The sequence below is a fragment of the Kosakonia sp. CCTCC M2018092 genome, from assembly GCF_003864115.1.
GTDB classification, from domain to species: domain Bacteria; phylum Pseudomonadota; class Gammaproteobacteria; order Enterobacterales; family Enterobacteriaceae; genus Kosakonia; species Kosakonia cowanii.
The window spans coordinates 197331-216079 of sequence record NZ_CP034225.1 but is presented as its reverse complement, the minus strand read 5'-3'; the positions used below and the strand labels follow the sequence as shown (position 1 = coordinate 216079).

Genomic DNA, 18749 nt, shown 5'->3' with positions numbered 1-18749 from the left:
GCCCGTAGTCAGACAAGGACTACGGGCGTAAGTCTTGAAATTATGAAGAGATTTCTGACGTTTTTGCGGCGCTGGTTCGATTATTAAGCGTATCGTTAAGCTGTTTTTCATCCAGCTCTTTAACCCATTTCGCCACCACAATGGTCGCCACGCCGTTACCGACCAGGTTGGTCAGCGCACGCGCTTCGGACATAAAGCGGTCAATGCCAAGAATCAGCGCCAGGCCCGCAACCGGCAGGTGGCCAACCGCAGAGAGCGTCGCCGCCAGCACGATAAAGCCGCTACCTGTAACCCCGGCCGCCCCTTTGGAGGAGAGCAGCAGCACCACCAGCAGAGTGATCTGATGGAAAATATCCATATGGCTGTTGGTCGCCTGGGCGATAAACACCGCCGCCATCGTCAGGTAGATAGAGGTGCCATCCAGGTTAAAGGAGTAGCCGGTCGGGATCACCAGACCCACCACCGATTTGCGGCAGCCCAGGCGCTCCATCTTCTCCAGCATGCGCGGCAGCGCCGATTCCGAGGAGGAGGTCCCCAGCACAATCAGCAGTTCTTCACGGATATAGCGGATGAATTTGAAGATGTTGAAGCCGGTGACGCGGGCGATGGAGCCAAGCACAATCACCACAAACAGAATACAGGTGGCGTAGAAGCAGATGATCAGCTGGCCCAGTTGCACCAGTGACCCGACGCCATATTTGCCGATGGTAAAGGCCATCGCCCCGAACGCACCGATGGGCGCCAGGCGCATGATCATGTTGATGATGCCGAAAATCACCTGCGAGAAGCTTTCGATGACGTTAAAAATCAGCTGGCCTTTGTGGCCCAGGCGATGCAGAGCAAAACCAAACAGCACGGCGAAGAGCAGCACTTGCAGAATGTTACCGCTGGCGAAAGCGCCAATCACGCTCGCCGGGATGACATCCATAATAAACGCCACAATCCCCTGCGACTGCGCCTGTTCGGCGTAGACCGCCACCGCCTTCGCATCGAGGGTGGAGGGATCGACGTTCATTCCCGCACCGGGTTGCACAACGTTGACGATAATCAGGCCGATGATCAGCGCCAGCGTACTGACAATTTCAAAGTAGAGCAGTGCCACCGCGCCGGTACGCCCGACCGCTTTCATGCTCTCCATACCGGCAATACCGGTAACAACGGTACAGAAGATAACCGGCGCGATGATCATCTTGATGAGCTTCACGAAGCCATCACCAAGGGGTTTCATCTGTGCGCCGAGTTCAGGGTAGTAATGGCCAAGCAAAATACCGATAGCGATCGCTGTCAGGACCTGAAAGTAGAGACTTTTAAACAGGGAGGTTTTCATAAGGTGTCCTTGAGATTAACCTCAGGCTTTATAGGGTTTTCGGTTAGCCTGCGGATTAAAAATAACACCCGTCCTGAATGACAGAAATGTGCTTACGGCGTTTCTGAAACAAGAATGTTAAAAACTTTGAGCTGACTCGCACAATCTCGTAACAAAGTAACTATTTTAATCAACGCCCGCAGCGGCCAGATAGCGCTTCTCAAAGGCATCTGGCGATACCACCTCATCCTTAGCGGAAAAGAGCTGACGTTCGCAGATATCGAGACGCAAACTCTGAGGTGGAAGATCGTAGTGGCGCAGCCGCTCAGCAACACCGGCAACATTCGCCTGCTGCAACAGTGCCTCAGCAGGAAGCGCAACCGCCAGCGGCAGCGTAATGCCTCGCGACTGCCAGTCGGCCAGCAGGTGACACGCCTCTTCCAGCATCCAGTCACATACTTTTCCCGTCAGCCCGCAGGCCTCGATCTGCGCGAACAGTTCTGCGTCTGCGATTTCGTTATCATCAGACTTACGTAAACGCAGCAGCGCACGGGCGCTGACCACTTCGCTATCCGGCTGCGCGCGCAGCGGTTGCAGCCAGAGCGCAAAACGCTGCTGCTCAAGAGCAGAGAGAATGTCAGCTTCCTGCGACAGCCAGTTATGAGCCGCTTCACGCTGCTGCGCGTCGAAGAAGTGGATCTGGTTTTTGCCATTTCGCTGGGCGGCGGCAAGCGCGGAAGTGGCCTGCTGCATAAGCACCTGCGCCGAGTGCGTTCTGCCCGTCATCGCCACCCCAAGATTGGCGTGCGGGCGCAGCTGAATCCCCTTCAGCGGTACCCGCTCGTTAATAACAGTGAGCACTTGCTTACTTAATTTCATCGCCTGCCAGGGCTGCTGAACAGCGGGCGCGAAGAGGGCGAAATCACTGATATTAAGCTGCGCCAGCATCATTCCCGGCGACAGCACTGATTTAAGCTTCTCCACCAGCGTCAGCAGCAGCACTTCACGCTGCTCTTCATGCAGCACCCCGGCGGTGTCGCGCAGGGTGTCGCTGGAGATAACCAGTAGCGCCGCGTGCGCATCAGCGGTCACGGCCTGCTCAAGCAGCGCCAGCAGGACAGCTTTATTCGGCAGATCGGAGACCGGGAAGCGCACCGTTTGCGCATGGCTCTCCTCCTGCTGATGCTGTAGCTGCTGCTGGTTGCGGTTATAGCTGCGCACAATGCGGCCGATTTCATCATCCTTATGATGGCGCGGCAGCGGCAGCTGGTGGCCGGGGAGCGCCTGCGGCGGGATCTCATCCAGCTCGCGGGCGATTTTACGCAGCGGGTGCATCACCAGCCGGTTGATGCACCAGGTGAGCGCCACCGTCAGCATTAACGTCAGCAGTAAGTAAGCCGTTACTAACGTCGACAGGGTACTGATCACAAACTTATAGACGCGGTAAGAGTCTGCCTGTAGCACAAGGTAGGCCAGCGGCTGCGGATTGACCGGGCGCTCCAGCGAGTAGATGGGCAGTGAAATCTGGATCGGCAGCTCAAACATGCGGGTAATGGTCACCGGCACCGGGCGCTCGGGAATAAAGCGCATGCGCAGCGCCTGGAACTGGTTGGGCAGCATCACGTCGGCGCGGCTTACCACCCCGGCGGGTTTAATCTGTTTGATGATCGCTTCGGCTTCAGGAATATCCGCCTTTAAAATTGCCGCCGAGAGGGGTTCGCGCACCGAGCGGGCGATGCTTTCCAATTGCGTAGCCGTGTTATAGCGATTCTGCTGCAGAAAATGGAACAGCAAAATAACGCAAAAAATAAGCACAAAGAACATGGAGACAACAGCAACCATGGCCATTTGTTTGATGGTTAAAGAACGGCTAACACGCAAAATCACTCTCCAGAGAAACAATCGGCGCAGAGGATGGGTCAGGATGACTCTGCCGCCAGAGTATACTCTATCGCAGGGCGATTAAGATAAGGGGCTACACAGATTCTCATTGGCCCGCGAGTGGCGCAAAAAGAGGTAATAACACGTTGAATCTTAGGAGGTTAATCGCCGCGCAATGCAGCCAATGCGCGGCAATCTCCCGCCAGGAATAGTCTATTTTTACCAGTCGGCCTGCGGTACCAGCGGTTGTAGCGGCATATCCATGTCGCCCTGCCAGCCCGCGCCGGAGTAGCGCACATAAATCATCCCGTGGCTCGGGGTGTAATCTTTCGCCTGCTGAATATCAATGCCCGCGCCGACAAACCAGTTGTTGGTCACCCGCCGTTCGACCAGCGCGCGCGCCGTATAACCAAAGCCGTTACTGTGACTTCCCGTCTCCTGCACACCGCGCAACTGGTCGCGGAAATCAGCCGGAAGCAGGCCAGCCCGCGGATAGCGCGGCATGGTTTTGTTACGCGAATGGGACCACGACGCGGAACCGCCCAGCTCCCACGACCAGTTCTCCGTGCGTTGACGCCACAACACCGGCACCGCAAAGGAGAGGTACTCCTGCGGGCTGTAGTAACCGCCCTGGCCCAGCGTGTAGTTGCTCAGGTCTTTGTCGTAGTGCCAGATCATGTTGTTCAGGCCGACGGTAACGCGCCGATTGTTTTCGTTAATCAGCTTGTAGTAGTAGCCGGTCATCCAGCGCACGCGCCAGTTATCGTCGACGTTTTTCCCCTGCAACGTATCCGCGCCGAGGCTTGCCCAGACGCCGTTGGCTTCACCCTTATCGTAACTGAGGCTCAGCGTCGCGCCGTTGGCACGCACGCCGCCCCAGGTTTTCCCGGTGTTGGGATCTTTCTGCCCGCCAAAGGCCAGCAGCGAACTGGAGATAGCACGACGGTGCAGATCAACGGTGTAACCGAGCGGCCCGGCATCCCCGCTGTAACTCACGCCGCCGACCACATCAACAACGTTAAAGCCCATCGGCGTGGTGCCGATATCCATCCCCCAGCGTTCGTTACGCCAGCCTGCGCCAATACTGACGCCGCGATCGGATTGATGGCGGTTACCGCTTACGCAATCAATATCTCCACAGGTACCAAAGTTCGGATCATAGGAGCCATCGGCGTTCTGACTGAAGGTGCCAACATCCATATTCACCATGTCGGCGCGCAGCAACAGCCGCCCGTCCGCCAGCGGCATATCCGCCTGCAACATGGTGGTGTGGCCTTTCAAATCGGAATAACCGCCGGTGCCGCTGGAGCCGGAGTACTCATGTTGCAGCGTGACGTTGAGATCCTGCTGGCGATAGAGATCCGCCGCATCGCTGCGCACGCCGCGCTTCAGCCAGTCATCGCGCTCATCGTTGCGCGTCAGGCGCGTAAAGGCGTCGTTATCGGCAGGGCGCTGCGGCGTGATGCCTGCGGCGACCATCGCCTCTTTATAGTGCTCCAGCGCCTGCTGTGGCGCGTCGTTCTGCGCCTCAAACCGTGCGGCATCGCGCAGCACCAGCGCGCTCTCCATCGACGGCGGCTGTGCTTTGGCCTGCGGCACAATGGCGCTGAAAATGCGTTTTGCGCTGGCGCTGTCACCAAGCTGGTTCTCTACCAGCGCCAGCCGACGCTGGGTGTTGATCGAGGGCGGCTCGCCGCTCGCTGAGGCGGCAGGCAGTTTTGCCAGCTGCGCTCGCGCCGCCAGCGGATTGCCGCTATAGGCATAGAGTTCAGCCAGCCCAAGCAGCGCCTCTTCATTAGCCGGTTCGCGCTTGAGCACGCGCTGATAGTAATCCTGCGCCTCGCTGGCATCGCCGCGCTGCTGCGCCCAGTCGGCAAGGGTTAAATCGAGCCGCGTGCTCGCCGGTTGCTGGGTTAATAGAGCGATAGCCTCATCTTCGTGGCCACTGTCGCGCAGACGGTTCGCCCGATCCAGCAGTTGGTTGCTTTGCAGCCGGTCGGCCAGCTCCTGAATATTGCTGTTCCACTGCGCCTTCGGCAGCGTGTTGAGATGATCCAGCGCCGCCTGCGAACGCTCGGTGCCGGAGAGATAGAGCCCGTAGGCGTAAACCTGCTCCGCATCGCCCGCTTTCTGCGTCGCCAGTTGCCGCATCAGGTTGTCCGCTTCGCTCGCCTGCCCGGCCTGGCGCAGATCGCTCGCCAGCCGGTAGGTGATCCAGACGCTGCCCGGATCGAGCGCCAGCCGCTGGCGTTGCAGCGCGGCGGCCTGCGCCCACTCGCCTTTGCTCTCCAGCGCTTCGGCCTGCTGTGCTAAGCGGTCATTATTCAGGCCGCGTTCAATATCGTCGATGCTGCGCCGCTGGCTGGCGTTAAGGGAGCGGATAAAGCTTTCGGCTTTTTCCGCCGACTCGGCGCGGTAAATATTGGCCAGCCCGCGCACGGCATTGGTGTTTTCGCTGTCCATGCGCAGCGCCTGGCGGTAGAAGCTCTCTGCCGCCGCGCTATCTTTGCGCGCCGCCGCCGCGTCACCGAGGCCGAGCACCGCATAGCTGTCGCTGTTATCCGTCGCCCTTGCCTGCTGGTAGTAACGCTCGGCCTGCGCCGGATTATTGGCTTTTAACGCCGCATCGCCCTGCTGGATCAGCAGCCAGTAGCGGTTAGTTTGCAGCAGACTCTCCCACTTGCTGCGGCTCCCACTGTTCGGGTCCATAGCGATCGCTTTTTCAAACTGCGCCACCGCGCGGGCGCGATCGCCGCTTTGTGAATAAGCCTGGCCCAGCGCGCCAACGGCTTCGCTGTCGGCACTGTTAGCATTAACCGCCTGTTGCAGCTCACCAATCGCTTTCGCCCCCTGCCCGGCATCCACTGCCGCAAGGCCGGTGGCACGGGCACGAAACGCCGGGTCAGCCAGCTGTTTTTGCTGCGCCGCCAGCAGGGAACGGGCGTTATCAACCGTGTCGCCAGCGGAGAAGAGAGTCAGAAAATGTTGTAGCGCTTTCACGCTGGCATCGCTGACCGGCATACGCTGGATCTGCTGATACCAGAGCCCGGCTGCGGTGTCGCGCCCGGCGTTCGATTTCGCCATCTCCTCCAGCAGCGCGTAGCCCTCGGCATCGCGCCCGTCGGCAAACAGCATCTGCGCCAGACCGCCCTGCAACTGCGCATTGCCGGGGTTACGGCTGTTCAGCGCCTGCAACCGGCTTACCGCCTCGTTGTGGCGCGCAGGCACTTTTGCCACCAGCAGCCAGTACTCAGCGGCAATATCGCCCTCCGGCGGGTTGCCTTTAAACAGCGCGTCATAGGCGGCAATCGCCTCTTGCGTGTGGCCGGTGGTGGCCTGTAAACGCGCCTGTTGCAGCGCCTGGCGGCCTTCAGCCGAGGAGAGCGCCATCGTCGTCACCGACGCTTTATAGGCGCTGGAGTCCGGTGCCAGCTGCTTTAAACGGTCGAGCTGCTTTTGCGCACCGGCACTGTCGCCCTGACGCAGCAGATAGCGCATGCGCGCCGCCACCACCTCAGGGTTATCGGGGTCGATCAGTTCAAGGCGGTAGAGCGACTGGCGCACCAGATCCTCGCGGCGGGCGCTTTCACCCAGACGCACCTGCGACAGCAACTGCTGCTGCGCGCTGGTTGGCTCGGCCGCCCCGGCGGCAGGTGCCAGCGAGAGGCCGATTGAAACACAAAGAAAAGTTACGGCGAACTTGTGCATTCCGGGCCCCAGTCAGGTTGTAACTCACCGCGAGGGGTGAAGCGAAAACGGTGTTGATCCCAGCCCTGGCCGAACAGCGTCAGTACCGCGCTGAAGTAGGCATCGTCGCCGGGATAGTGGTCAGCAACGCGCTGGCGCTGCATGGCCTGCGCGTCACGATCCTGCAAGAAAGGGAGCATCGAGGCGGAAAAACCGACCGGGCCATCGCCGCGGATCTGCCCGCTGGCAACATCCACCTTCTCCGGCACCACGCCATTTTTTATCGTCGCGGTCGCCATCGGCTTCAGTTTGTTGAGCAGGCGCGCTTTCTGCGGATCGGCATCATTCATCATCCCGACCCAGAGATAAACGCGAATAGCATCGTAGCTGCTGACCAGCGTTTTACCCGGCTGCAACTGCCACCCTTTACCCTTCTCATAGCGCACCCAGTCCGGCGAGAAGCCTTTCGGCGCGGTCTCCAGCAGCAGGCGCAGGTTGGTTTCACGCAGCGTCGACCACGGCGCGCCAAAGCGGGTGAAGTAGCTCGCCAGCTGCGGCGGGAGATAGCTCGGATTAAAGCGCCACGTTGTCGGTTCAGCAAAGCTGACCTTGCCCGGCAGCAGCATGGAACCCAGCCCCGGCACCGTCACCACTTCCTCTTTCGCAATCCGCGTCAGCAGGGATTTGCCCAACTGGCTGTAGCGATCCTCTTTCCACAGCCTGCCCGCCTCCAGCAGCGACCAGGCGATCCAGATATCGGCATCAGACGCAGAATTGGTGTCGAGCACTTCCCAGCCGTTATCAGCCTTCTTGCCCCACAGCCAGGCGGGAAGCTGCTTATCAAGCGAGCCTTCAGCAAGGTTATCTTCGGTCCAGCGCAAAACTTTATCGAACATGGCGCGATCGTTCGCCGCCAGCGCGAAGAAGAGCGCATAACTCTGCCCTTCCGAGGTGGTGATTTTGCGCGAATCGCTCGGGTCGATAACTCGCCCGCCGTCGCTGATATAGGCCTGTTTAAAGTGGTCCCAGGCCGGCCAGCTACAGGCGGCGCGAACATTCACCGCCGCCATTACCAGCATCGCCATCACCACCCAGCGTACGCTTTTCATTACTGTTTACTCATGATCGGAAGGGTCAAGACGGCGGCGGCTGATGATACGCAGCAGACGCCACAGCACCCACGCCATCAACACCACGCAAACCGCAGCCAGCACCGCCAGCAGCACCGGATGGTTCGCCAGCGCGTACCAGATGCGCTCAAACCACGGCAGATGACCGACATAGTAGATATCGCCAACGCGCAGGCCATTTACCCCCGATTCACGGATCACCGTCACCGAGCCGTAGATTGCCGCGCGCTTGCCGCTGTCATTAATCGCACCATTCAGCAACTCATAACCGCGCGGGCTATCGGCGAGCAGCGCTACCACGCTGCGCTGTTCGTGATAGGGCGACTGGAAGCCGATAATCGCCGCCATCGGCCCATCAGAGGTCACACCGGTTTGCGCATCGGCCTGGCGGTCAGCGGCATCCGGCACAATCGACGGGAACGCCGTCTGGCGCAGCGGGGTTTTTACCCAGCTCTGCGCGGCATTCACCAGCAGATCGATATGCTTATCATCTTTCAGCTCAGGCGGAATGGCACCGATAATCATGATATCGGCGTCTTTATCCTTGATCTGGTTGCCATCGCTGGTTAACTGCACGTTAATTGCCGGGAAACCGGTCTGCGCGCCTACCGTGCCCAACGAGTCAAGCAGCGTGGAGACCTGTGCCGGCGTCGGCTGCGGCGGCGTCACAACGATGGTTTGCGACAGATCCGCCATGCGGCTGAACGGGAAGCCCGCATTGGCAAAGGCACGCAGATCCGGCATCGCGAGGAAGTGGTAATACTTCGAGAAGTCGATGGTGGAGTCATCGCCAATCACCACGCGGTTCGGCACCTGCTGGAAAGTGACGCAGTTATCAATCGTGCCGCCCGGCATCGGGTTCATATACTGGAAATCGAAGCGCAGCTGGTTCACCGCGCCGAGTTTCAGCGCCGGAATGGAGACATCCGTTTTGCTGTCGAGCAGCCCTTGCAGCACCGGCAGACGCAGCAGCAGGTTGTTGCTCTCCTGGGTGCCGGTCAGGTTGAAGTATTGCAGGAACTGGTTATTCAGGCTGATATCCATCCGCGAGCCATCTTTGGTCGGCGGGGCGGTATAGCGATAGTTGAGGTTCATGTCGATGCCGGTGCTGCGCAGCAGATAGAGATCCGGCGGCAGGTTCAGCGACAGGTTGATGGACGACGGCTGAAGGCCGGTCGCCTGCAACTGCTCTTCATAGCCTTTCAGCTCGCCAAAGGTCACCGCGCGGTCGGTGCGCACCCAGTTTGGCGCATCGTAAGGCTGGCGCGCCAGCAGCGGTTTCACCTCATCCACCGTCACGCTCTCGCCGCGGAACAGCACATTGCCCTGGGCAATGCCTTTCGCCGCCTGCAGCAGATCCTTATCGTCACGCCCGCTGATCACCAGCAGCTTCAGGTAAGGGTTGTTCGGGTGGTTAACCATTGAGATGGTCGGCCCCTTCGCTGGCGGCAAATCTTTAAGGAAATCAGGACGCTTATCGTTGGTGGCAAAGATAATGGCGTTGCTCTCCGGCAGCGCGTTATAGGAGACCGGGAAGGTCTGCCCGCGCCAGCCGGTGCGTGAACCGAACCACGAAGCGACAATCGCCGCCGCCTGCTGCTGCGCGATATCCGGCGCGCTGGCGAAAACCACCGGCAGCGTCAGCGGGCGGTTATCGCGCGGGTCGTAGAACGGGATCGGGAAGTGGGAGAGATCGTTTTTCACCGACAGCTTCTGGTAGGTGAGATCCAGCGAACTGCTGCGCCCGATATCGAGCCACAGGGTTGAGCTGGCCGGGTTTTCACACACGTCGCGATAGTGGCCGACAAACTCCAGCCGCACGCGGTTAAAGTCGGTGATAAACAGCGGGTTGATCGGCATCTGCGCCTGGGTTTTCTTACCCAGTTGCTCTTTGGTCACCGGCAGCACGCCCATCAGTTCATCATTCAGGTAGACCTTCAGCTGCGACTGCACCGGTAACAGTGACGGCGACGGCGTGTACTCAAGGTTGAGCACCGCATTCGAGACCACTTCATCGCTGCGCGTGCCGAACTCAATCCCGCCATTCGGGTTGATACCGCGCAGCACCATGCTGCCCGGCGGCGGCGCGATCTCGGCGAAGGTGAGTTTCACATCGCGCGACGGCGCATTGGCGGCCACCACGGGCGCATTCGCCCCCTGCACGCCCGGCATCACCTGGCCAATAACGGTCTGGCCTTCGGTCGGCATGGTTGGCGTAACGCTCTCGGTCTCTCCCGGCGCAGGCGTGACCACCGGTTGAGTCGCTGGCGCGACGGCGGGCACGCTCGGCGCGGGTTGCGCAGGCGCTGCGTGGGTCATCATCGGGGCCAGCGTGCTCATCCCCACTGCCACTGCACACATCCAGGATAATTTTCTTTTCATCGCGTATTCATCATTGTTAAGCCAATCACGTCATCGGTTGCTGCACGGCCACATTCCGTTCCGGGCGGCGCGGAATAAATGACACCACCCAGGACACCAGCGCGGTGAGCGAGCGGAAAATCACTTTGACGGACGATGGAGCAAATTCCGCGAGATGGCGGTAGCCGCGGAAACCCAGTTTTAAAATATCCAGCAGGCTCTCCAGAGGTTTATCCTCCGGGAAGCTGTCCTGCCACAGCGCCCAGGTATCGGCGCGGGCGAAGGTACACTGCACAAAATCGATATGCTGTTTGGTGGTCAGCGGCAGCAGTTGCAGACCCACTTCATTGCCGTTGACGCGCGCTACGGTCGCGGGGAAGGCGTACTCCTGCTGGCCGCGTTTAAGCAGCAGACTCACCTTCTGCCCTTCCAGCACCTGCGCCTGGCCGTTGATCTTGATGCCCAGCCCACCGTCAGAGAAGTCCTGCACGGTACAGGAGAAGAGGTGCCCATCTTCACGGGCAATCGCCGCGGGCATGGTCATCTCCACGCGGTGTGCGCGGCGTACCTGTTTGCTCTCCACCGACACCGCCACCGCGCCGCCGAGGATCACCATGTTATAGAACACCCACGCGATACTGACGAAAACGGTCAGTATCTCGTTTTCCGGGCCGTAGAAGTAACGCCAGATGCCGACCGCCACGCCGAGCAGGTTGAGCAGCACGAGGAAGATATAGGGGCGCGAGATCACCCAGTCGACATACTCCTCTTCGACCAGCCCGCCTTTGGCGGTAACGTTGAACTTCCCTTTGTGCGGGTTAATCAGCGCCACCAGCGTTGGCGGTGCGATATACCACGCCAGCACCGTTTCGTAGATCTCACTCCAGAAGGAGTGGCGGAACTTGCCCTGGATTTTCGAGTTGGTCAGGCTGGCGTGCACCATATGCGGCATTACGAAGAGCGCGATCATGATCGCCGGAGCATAGATGATGTAGGCATGCAGCAGCAGGAACGCTAACGGCGCGGTCAGGAAGATAAGCCGCGGAATGCCCGACAGGAAGTGGAACATGGCGTTGACGTAGCAGAGCCGCTGGGCAAACTTCAGCCCTTTGCCCATCAATGGATTATCGAGTCGGAAAATCTGCACCATGCCGCGCGCCCAGCGGATACGCTGGCCGATATGCGCCGAGAGGCTCTCGGTCGCCAGCCCCGCCGCTTGCGGAATACGCATATAAGCAGAGGTATTGCCGAGGCGGTGCAGGCGCAGCGAGGTGTGCGCATCTTCCGTTACCGTCTCAACCGCAATGCCGCCAATCTGGTCCAGCGGCCCGCGGCGGATCACCGCACAGGAGCCGCAGAAGAAGGTGGCATCCCACATATCGTTGCCATCCTGCACCAGGCCGTAAAAGAGCGTGCCTTCGTTTGGCGTTTTACGAAAACGCCCGAGGTTACGTTCAAACGGATCCGGCGAGAAGAAGTGGTGCGGTGTCTGCATCATCGCCAGCTTCTTCTCTTTCAGGAACCAGCCCATCGTCATCTGCAGGAAGGAGCGCGTCGGCACGTGGTCGCAGTCGAAAATCGACACAAACTCCCCTTTCGCATACTTCAGGGCGTTGTTGATGTTGCCCGCTTTCGCGTGCTCATGGCTGGTGCGGGCGATGTACTCGACGCCGACCTGTTTGGCGAACTGGCGAAACTCTTCGCGCCCACCATCATCCAGAATCCAGACCTTAAGCTTATCTTTTGGCCAGTCGATACCCAGCGAGGCGTAAATGGTGTTTTTCACCACGTTAAGATCTTCGTTGTAGGTCGGGACAAAAATATCGACCGACGGCCAGAGCGACATATCTTTCGGCAGCGGTACCGGCTGGCGGTTAAGGGGCCAGATCACCTGGAAGTAGCCGAGCACCAGCACAATCCACGCATAGGTTTCAGCAAACAGCAGCACCAGGCCGCACACCAGGCTGACCGGATCATCCCAGTTGAGGGTCGAGGTGTAGCGCCACCAGATATAGCGGCAGGAGACCGTCAGGGAGAGCACCACCAGCATCAGCACCGAGAAGCGCCCCGGAATGCGTCGCACCAGCAGCGCCACGCCCCACAGCAGAATCAAAAAGACGAATTGCGACAGCGGGTTAAAGGGCTGGGTAATACAAACAATGGCGAGCAGGAACGAGAAGACCACCACGGTGCCAAGAATAATGCGCCGCACTTTCGGGTTGATGTGCCCCAGCTCTTTTTTATTGTCGAGATGCCCCGTGCGCTGCGTCATGCGCTCCGGCAGCGTTTCAAGGAAATGGTGCCAGCGCCCGCGCAGCACGCGAAGACGGGCAAAGTGCTGGCGACGCGGCGATCTTGGCGCCCCCAGCGGCAGCGTCACCATCAACCACAGGGTCTGAATCAGGTAGCGTGCCGGGTCGAGCGGGCGCGGACGGTCGGGATCGATATGCGGAAACCAGTGGTTCTGCTGCGCGCGCAGCTGCTGCCAGCGCGGGTGCTCCAGCGGGATAAACATCCAGGCGAGGATCGCCCAGAAACAGCCCAACGCGGCGCTAAAGCGCGGTGCGCCGTGGTCGCGATAATGCTGATAGCGCGCGTTCAACCGCGCGCCCACTGGCGGAATAAGCAGCCAGGTGGCAAGGCGAATCATGCCTCACTCCCCTGTGCAGCAGGCGCGAAATGGAGCAGACACCAGTTGGCAAGCGTCAGGATCTCCTCGGCCGCCAGCGCATCGCTGCGGTACTCGCCGAGCGGCTGCTTCGAAGCCAGGCACTCTGCCATCGCCTCATCGCGGTGGATCACCATCGGCATCATGCGCGGCTGGCTTTGCAGCCACACCTGCCAGAGATCGTCCTGCAACTGGCTGCCAATGCGCAGATCGTTAATTAACAGATGCGCGCCGGTGGGCAGCGGCTGCTGGTGCAGGCGCACGTGGCAATTGGTATCGGGTTTGATAATGGTGAAGAGATTGTCGCAGAGATCGATAAAGTGCCGCGCCAGCGGGGATACGCCGTGCGGCAGGTCAATCAGCACCCATTGATAGTGCTGCTGCGTTTTTAATTCTTTCAGGGCGGAGGTCAACTGGGCGGCCACGGCGTCAAGCTGCGCGGCATTCTCCCACTCGTTGGCTGCCAGGCGGCCAAACGGCAGCAGATCGAGCTGCGTGGTGTAGCGCATGCCAGCATCGCGCCACTCGTTGCCGTCAAGCAGCGACCGCGCCCAGCCGGTTGGATCCTCATACTCGACATTAAATGAGAGGCGCAGAAGGTTATCCGGGCAGGCATCAATTACCAGCACCGACTCACCTAAGAGTTGCAGTGACCAGGCCAGAGCCGCGGTGATCGAGGTCGTCCCCACGCCACCACGGATCCCCTGTAGTCCCAAGATGGTCATCCACGGGTCCTTTATTGTTGACGGGCTAATTCAGCCAGCAGCGGCCAGCGTTTAATCGCGGCGGCCAGTTGTTCGCGCTGGGAAATATCGGCATAGTCGATTTCAGGCAGGGAAAATACCCGGCTAAGCACCAAAAAATCGTTCTGGAATGTGTAACCCAGAGTCGGGTCAGATTGCGTAACGGGTTCATTTTTTTTCATGTTGGCCCGATCCCAGTTGCATATAAAATGATGTAAGAAGACACAAGGCATCGTGCCCAAGAAAGTGCGTTTACATGCTAAATCTGATGTTCTTTAATTTCAATGTTAGGTTTATTTCTCGGCTTTCGCTAGTAAACTGAGTTACAGATAAATTCGCTGCAAGAGGGACACCGTGAACCCCATATTTTCTATCGGCATCCAATCATTATGGGACGAATTGCGTCACATGCCTGTGGGCGGGGTCTGGTGGTTAAATACCGACCGTGAGCAGGACGCCCTGAGCCTGCTCAACCAAACCCTTGCTGCGCAGGATAAAGCGGCGAAAGTCGCGGTAGCGGGCATGGGTCACGACCTGCGAAATGTCATTAAATTAGATAAAAATCACGGTCCTGAAAAAGTCGAGCTCTTTTCCATGCCAAAAGAGGAAAATAGTTTATACTTTTTCACCCGCGATTTACTCAGCTCTATTGACCCGGACAAATATTTAGTGTTCCTGCTCTGTGCGAATAATGCCTGGCAGAATATTCCTGCTCCTAAATTACGCAAATGGTTAGAAAAAACTCAAGCCTGGGCGAAATATAATAATTGCACCCTGGTAGTAATTAACCCCGGCAGCAACAATGACAAGCAATCCTCGATTCTGATGAGTGAATATCGCTCGCTTTTTGGTCTGGCGAGCCTGCGCTATCAGAATGGTATCCCGCTATATGATGTAGCGTGGTGGTGTAATGAAAAAGGGATCAGCGCCCGTCAGCAATTACTGCTCACCGAAGTTGAAGGCCAGTGGCAGTTAGCCAAACAGGAAGAGGCTTCGGTTCAGCCGCGCAGCGATGAAAAACGGGTTTTAAGTAATGTCGCCGTGCTGGAGGGCGCGCCGCCGCTCTCTGAACACTGGAACCTGTTCGCCACCAACGAGGCACTATTTGAAGAGGCGCGCGCCAGCCAGGCAGCGACGCTGATTTTTGTTCTCGCGCAGAATAGCCAAATCGACGGCCTTGCGCGCCAGATCCACACCCTGCGCCGCCAGCGCGGTAACAACCTCAAAATTATCGTACGTGAAACCATCGCCAGCCTGCGTGCCACCGATGAGCGCCTGCTGCTCGGCTGCGGCGCGAATATGGTGATCCCGTGGAACGCCCCGCTGTCGCGCTGCTTAACGCTGATTGAGAGCGTGCAGGGTCAGCAGTTTACGCGGCTGGTGCCGGAAGATATCTCTACTCTGCTGTCGATGACGCAGCCGCTGAAGCTGCGCGGCTTCCAGCCGTGGGAGGTGTTTTGCGATGCGGTGAGCAATATGGTCAACAACACGCTGCTACCGCCGGATGGCAAAGGGGTGCTGGTGGCGCTGCGCCCGGTGCCGGGCATTCGCGTTGAGCAGGCGCTAACGCTCTGTCGGCCAAACCGCGTCGGCGATATCGTCAGCATGAGCGATAACCGGCTGGTGCTCTTCTTATCCTTCTGCCGGGTTAACGATCTCGATACCGCGCTGAACCATATCTTCCCGCTGCCGACGGGCGATATCTTCTCAAACCGCATGGTGTGGTTCGAAGATAACCAGATTGCCGCTGAAGTGGTGCAGATGCGCGCCCTGCCGCCGGAGCGCGCCTCGAAGCCGCTGCCCGCTACCCGTCAGGAGAAGAAGTTGATTAATGCCGAACACGATGGCACCAGCTGGCGTCGTATTCCCCAACCGCACCGGTTATTAAGCGATGTGACGGAGCCCTCCTCATGATGTCAATCAGCGATATTATTCAGCTTATCGTGCTTTGCGCGCTGATCTTCTTTCCGCTGGGCTACCTTGCGCGCCACTGGCAGCGCCCGTTGCGTACCGCGCTCCGTTTAACTTTTACTAAACCCCGCTATGTAAAACCGATTGGCGTTTTACGCAGGGATCCGCACGCCAAGGCAGACCGTAAACATGACAAATAATACGATCCCCTCTTCTGCTCCGTCGCCGCTGTGGCAATACTGGCGCGGCCTTTCCGGCTGGAACTTCTACTTCCTGGTGAAGTTTGGCCTGCTGTGGGCAGGCTATCTTAACTTCCACCCGATGCTGAACCTGGTATTTATGGCGTTTCTGCTGGTGCCGCTGCCGCGCCTGAGCCTGCATCGCCTGCGCCACTGGGTGGCGATCCCGCTTGGTTTTGCGCTCTTCTGGCACGACACCTGGCTGCCGGGGCTTGAAAGCATGATGAGCCAGGGCACGCAGGTGGCGGGCTTTAGCGCCGATTATCTGCTCGACCTGGTGACGCGCTTTATCAACTGGCAGATGATTGGCGCAGTGTTTGTGCTGCTGGTGGCGTGGCTCTTTTTGTCGCAGTGGATACGCGTCACGGTGTTTGTGGTGGCGATCATGATCTGGCTGAACGTGCTGACCTTAACCGGCCCGGCCTTTAATCTGTGGCCCGGCGGCCAGCCGACTACCACGGTTACCACCACCGGCGGTTCGCAGGCAGCAACGGTTGCGGCTGCGGGCAATACGCCGGTAGTCGGCGATATTCCGGCGCAAACGGCACCGCCAACCTCGGAAAACCTCAACGCATGGCTCGCCAGCTTCTATGCGGCGGAAGAGAAGCGTCAAACCCCTTTCCCGACGCAGCTTCCTGCCGATGCGCAGCCGTTCGATCTGCTGTTTATTAATATCTGCTCCCTGTCGTGGGCCGATATTGAAGCCGCCGGTCTGGCGTCGCACCCGCTCTGGTCACACTTCGATATTGAGTTTAAAAACTTTAACTCAGCCACGGCCTACAGCGGCCCGGCAGCGATTCGCCTGCTGCGCGCCAGCTGCGGTCAGCCGTCGCACAAGAATCTCTATCAGCAGGCGAATAACCAGTGTTATCTCTTTGATAATTTGTCGAAACTCGGCTTTACCCAACAGCTGATGATGGATCATAACGGCGAGTTTGGCGGCTTCCTGAAAGAGGTGCGTGACAATGGCGGTATGCAGGCACCGCTGATGAACCAGGCGGGGCTGCCGCCGACGCTGCTCTCCTTTGACGGCTCGCCGATTTTTGACGATACCGCGGTGCTTAACCGCTGGATGGAGTCAGACAGCTTCAAGCAGGGCAAACCGACCGCCACCTTCTATAACCTGCTGCCGCTGCACGATGGCAACCACTATCCGGGCGATCGCAAAACGGCGGATTACAAACTGCGCGCGCAGAAGCTGTTTGATGAGCTGGATGCCTTCTTCACGCAGCTGGATAAGTCCGGGCGCAAAGTGATGGTAGTGCTGGTGCCGGAGCACGGCGCAGCGTTGCAGGGGGATAAGATGCAGGTTTCCGGCCTGCGCGATATTCCAAGCCCGTCGATTACCAACGTGCCGACGGCGATTAAGTTCTTCGGCATGAAAGCGCCGCATCAGGGCGCGCCGCTGGTGATTAACCAGCCGAGCAGCTTCCTGGCAGTGTCGGAGATTGTTACCCGCGTGCTGGATGGCAAAATCTTCACCCAGGATAGCGTCGACTGGGATAAGTTGATTGGCAACCTGCCGCAAACCGCGCCGGTATCGGAGAACGCCAATGCGGTGGTGATCCAGTACCAGAACAAGCCGTACGTGCGGCTTAATGGCGGCGACTGGGTGCCCTATCCGCAGTAACGCTCTTGCCTGATGGCGCTGCGCTTATCAGGCCTACGAAAACCGCTCCGGTGGTATTCGCAGGCCCGGTAAGGCACCGCCCATCCATACCGCACACCCCGTAGGCCGGGTAAGGCAAAGCCGCCACCCGGCACCCAGACCGCACACTCCGTAGGCCGGGTAAGGCATAGCCGCCACCCGGCATCAGACCGCACTTGTTAACGCTGCTGCGCCAGCCAGACCAGCATCTTCAGGCTGGCGGAATAATAATCATCCTGGGCGGTGATCTGCGGCTCCCCCGTCGGTTCGCCAAGAGTTAAATCCCGCACCGCCAGCAACCCCTCGTTCATGTTGTAAGGCGCATTCTCGTTGTTGGTCACATTGACCCACGCCGGTGTTTTGCTGCGCTCAAACCCCTGCCACCAGCTGCGCCACGGCGTCAACAACGCGCTCTGCGGATTGTGCCAGGCGATGTAGAGCGGTACGCGAATGGCGTCGTAACTCATGCGCGGCGGCCACTCCGTTGCCGGGCTAAAAGTACCGTCCGCCGAGAGCGATACCCAGTCGGTCGGCAGGCGCGGTTTGCCGAAGGCCATCTTACCCACCATTTTTTGCCCGTCATCAATCAGCTGCTGCCAGATAACCCGGTGGCTGCGGTTGGCGAAATCCTGCCACGCCGGGAAGATAAAGTAGGAGGGGTTCAGCGTCACGCGGCTATTGAGATTAAAGCCTTTCGCCCCCGGCAGCATCACATGATAGCCAGCAAAATTAATCACAGTATGTTTCAACACCGCCTGGGTAATGGCGTCCGAGGCAGCGGTATAGGCGGGCAGATTCCAGCGCTCGCCCGCCTTCAGCAGCGCCCAGGCGATAAGGATATCGCCGTCGGTGGCATCGTTTTTATCGGCAATCGGATCGGCCTCCACCGGGTTATAGCGCCAGTAAAAGAGGCCGTTTTGCTTGTTTTGCAGCGTGGTGTGCGTCCAGCGCCACATGCTGTCGAACGCCGCTTTATCGTTATTGCCGACCGCCATCAGCATGGCGAAACCCTGCCCTTCGGTGTGGGAGACGTTGTTATTGCCGGTATCGACAATCCGCCCGTCGGGCATTAAAAAGCGCGCTTTATAGCTCTCCCAGGCGGTCGCGGCCTGCGACACGGTGGAAAAGAGCAGGCTGGTTAACATCACCATCGCGGCAAACAGGGGTTTAAACAT

11 protein-coding genes and 1 pseudogene are annotated in these 18749 nt (G+C 59.0%); 3 read left to right on the top strand and 9 right to left on the bottom strand.

The genetic code is table 11. The features are described 5' to 3' along the window. Nucleotides 1–40: 40 nt before the first annotated feature. The 8 genes and pseudogenes from EH164_RS00980 to bcsR form a co-directional block, all read right to left on the bottom strand. The gene (locus EH164_RS00980) at nucleotides 41–1327 is read right to left on the bottom strand and encodes a dicarboxylate/amino acid:cation symporter (protein WP_124967047.1); all 1287 of its coding nucleotides are present in this window, start codon (nucleotides 1325–1327) and stop codon (nucleotides 41–43) included. A gap of 249 nt (nucleotides 1328–1576) precedes the next feature. Beyond that, a pseudogene (locus EH164_RS00975) lies at nucleotides 1577–3187 on the bottom strand (EAL domain-containing protein); the annotation flags it as partial. A 219-nt stretch (nucleotides 3188–3406) separates the two neighbouring features. Beyond that, the gene (bcsC, locus tag EH164_RS00970) at nucleotides 3407–6895 is read right to left on the bottom strand and encodes a cellulose synthase complex outer membrane protein BcsC (protein WP_124967045.1); all 3489 of its coding nucleotides are present in this window, start codon (nucleotides 6893–6895) and stop codon (nucleotides 3407–3409) included. Then, nucleotides 6877–7983 carry a cellulose synthase complex periplasmic endoglucanase BcsZ gene (bcsZ, locus tag EH164_RS00965; RefSeq protein ID WP_124967044.1) on the bottom strand — a complete coding sequence of 369 codons (1107 nt, stop codon included), beginning with the start codon at nucleotides 7981–7983 and terminating at the stop codon, nucleotides 6877–6879. The genes bcsC and bcsZ overlap by 19 nt, the downstream gene beginning before the upstream one ends. A 6-nt stretch (nucleotides 7984–7989) precedes the next feature. Continuing rightward, nucleotides 7990–10386, bottom strand: a complete 2397-nt coding sequence (gene bcsB, locus EH164_RS00960; protein WP_124967043.1) for a cellulose biosynthesis cyclic di-GMP-binding regulatory protein BcsB — start codon at nucleotides 10384–10386, stop codon at nucleotides 7990–7992. Nucleotides 10387–10411: 25 nt separating this feature from the next. Continuing rightward, nucleotides 10412–13015 carry a UDP-forming cellulose synthase catalytic subunit gene (bcsA, locus tag EH164_RS00955; protein WP_023482046.1) on the bottom strand — a complete coding sequence of 868 codons (2604 nt, stop codon included), beginning with the start codon at nucleotides 13013–13015 and terminating at the stop codon, nucleotides 10412–10414. Next, nucleotides 13012–13758 (bottom strand): cellulose biosynthesis protein BcsQ, encoded by a 747-nt coding sequence (bcsQ, locus tag EH164_RS00950; RefSeq protein ID WP_124967042.1) that lies wholly within the window; start codon nucleotides 13756–13758, stop codon nucleotides 13012–13014. The genes bcsA and bcsQ overlap by 4 nt, the downstream gene beginning before the upstream one ends. 11 nt (nucleotides 13759–13769) lie before the next feature. Beyond that, a complete protein-coding gene (bcsR, locus tag EH164_RS00945; protein ID WP_023482010.1) occupies nucleotides 13770–13958 on the bottom strand; it encodes a cellulose biosynthesis protein BcsR in 189 nt (62 codons plus the stop codon). Between the two features lie 172 nt (nucleotides 13959–14130). Between bcsR and bcsE the strand changes: the two genes are divergently transcribed. Genes bcsE through bcsG form a run of 3 tightly spaced genes read left to right on the top strand, consistent with a single transcriptional unit; the run spans nucleotide 14131 to nucleotide 17556 of the window. Further along, entirely contained in the window at nucleotides 14131–15690 is a 1560-nt protein-coding gene (gene bcsE, locus EH164_RS00940; RefSeq protein ID WP_023482036.1) for a cellulose biosynthesis c-di-GMP-binding protein BcsE, read from the top strand. Continuing rightward, nucleotides 15687–15887: a cellulose biosynthesis protein BcsF gene (gene bcsF / locus EH164_RS00935; protein ID WP_023482035.1), complete on the top strand. Its 201-nt coding sequence runs from the start codon at nucleotides 15687–15689 to the stop codon at nucleotides 15885–15887. The genes bcsE and bcsF overlap by 4 nt, the downstream gene beginning before the upstream one ends. Continuing rightward, a complete protein-coding gene (bcsG, locus tag EH164_RS00930) occupies nucleotides 15877–17556 on the top strand; it encodes a cellulose biosynthesis protein BcsG (protein WP_124967041.1) in 1680 nt (559 codons plus the stop codon). The genes bcsF and bcsG overlap by 11 nt, the downstream gene beginning before the upstream one ends. Nucleotides 17557–17753: 197 nt before the next feature. On the opposite strand, the gene EH164_RS00925 is transcribed toward bcsG, so the two are convergent. Then, complete coding sequence (locus EH164_RS00925; protein ID WP_124967040.1) at nucleotides 17754–18749, bottom strand: glycosyl hydrolase family 8; 996 nt, start codon at nucleotides 18747–18749, stop codon at nucleotides 17754–17756.

Bases quoted from the DNA above. Each gene is read 5' to 3' on its own strand.
- bcsB (WP_124967043.1), bottom strand. From the start codon at position 10,386: ATGAAAAGAAAATTATCCTGGATGTGTGCAGTGGCAGTGGGGATGAGC.
- bcsQ (WP_124967042.1), bottom strand. From the start codon at position 13,758: ATGACCATCTTGGGACTACAGGGGATCCGTGGTGGCGTGGGGACGACC.
- bcsA (WP_023482046.1), bottom strand. From the start codon at position 13,015: ATGATTCGCCTTGCCACCTGGCTGCTTATTCCGCCAGTGGGCGCGCGG.
- EH164_RS00980 (WP_124967047.1), bottom strand. From the start codon at position 1,327: ATGAAAACCTCCCTGTTTAAAAGTCTCTACTTTCAGGTCCTGACAGCG.
- bcsG (WP_124967041.1), top strand. From the start codon at position 15,877: ATGACAAATAATACGATCCCCTCTTCTGCTCCGTCGCCGCTGTGGCAA.
- bcsF (WP_023482035.1), top strand. From the start codon at position 15,687: ATGATGTCAATCAGCGATATTATTCAGCTTATCGTGCTTTGCGCGCTG.
- bcsC (WP_124967045.1), bottom strand. From the start codon at position 6,895: ATGCACAAGTTCGCCGTAACTTTTCTTTGTGTTTCAATCGGCCTCTCG.
- bcsR (WP_023482010.1), bottom strand. From the start codon at position 13,958: ATGAAAAAAAATGAACCCGTTACGCAATCTGACCCGACTCTGGGTTAC.
- bcsZ (WP_124967044.1), bottom strand. From the start codon at position 7,983: ATGAAAAGCGTACGCTGGGTGGTGATGGCGATGCTGGTAATGGCGGCG.
- EH164_RS00925 (WP_124967040.1), bottom strand. From the start codon at position 18,749: ATGTTTAAACCCCTGTTTGCCGCGATGGTGATGTTAACCAGCCTGCTC.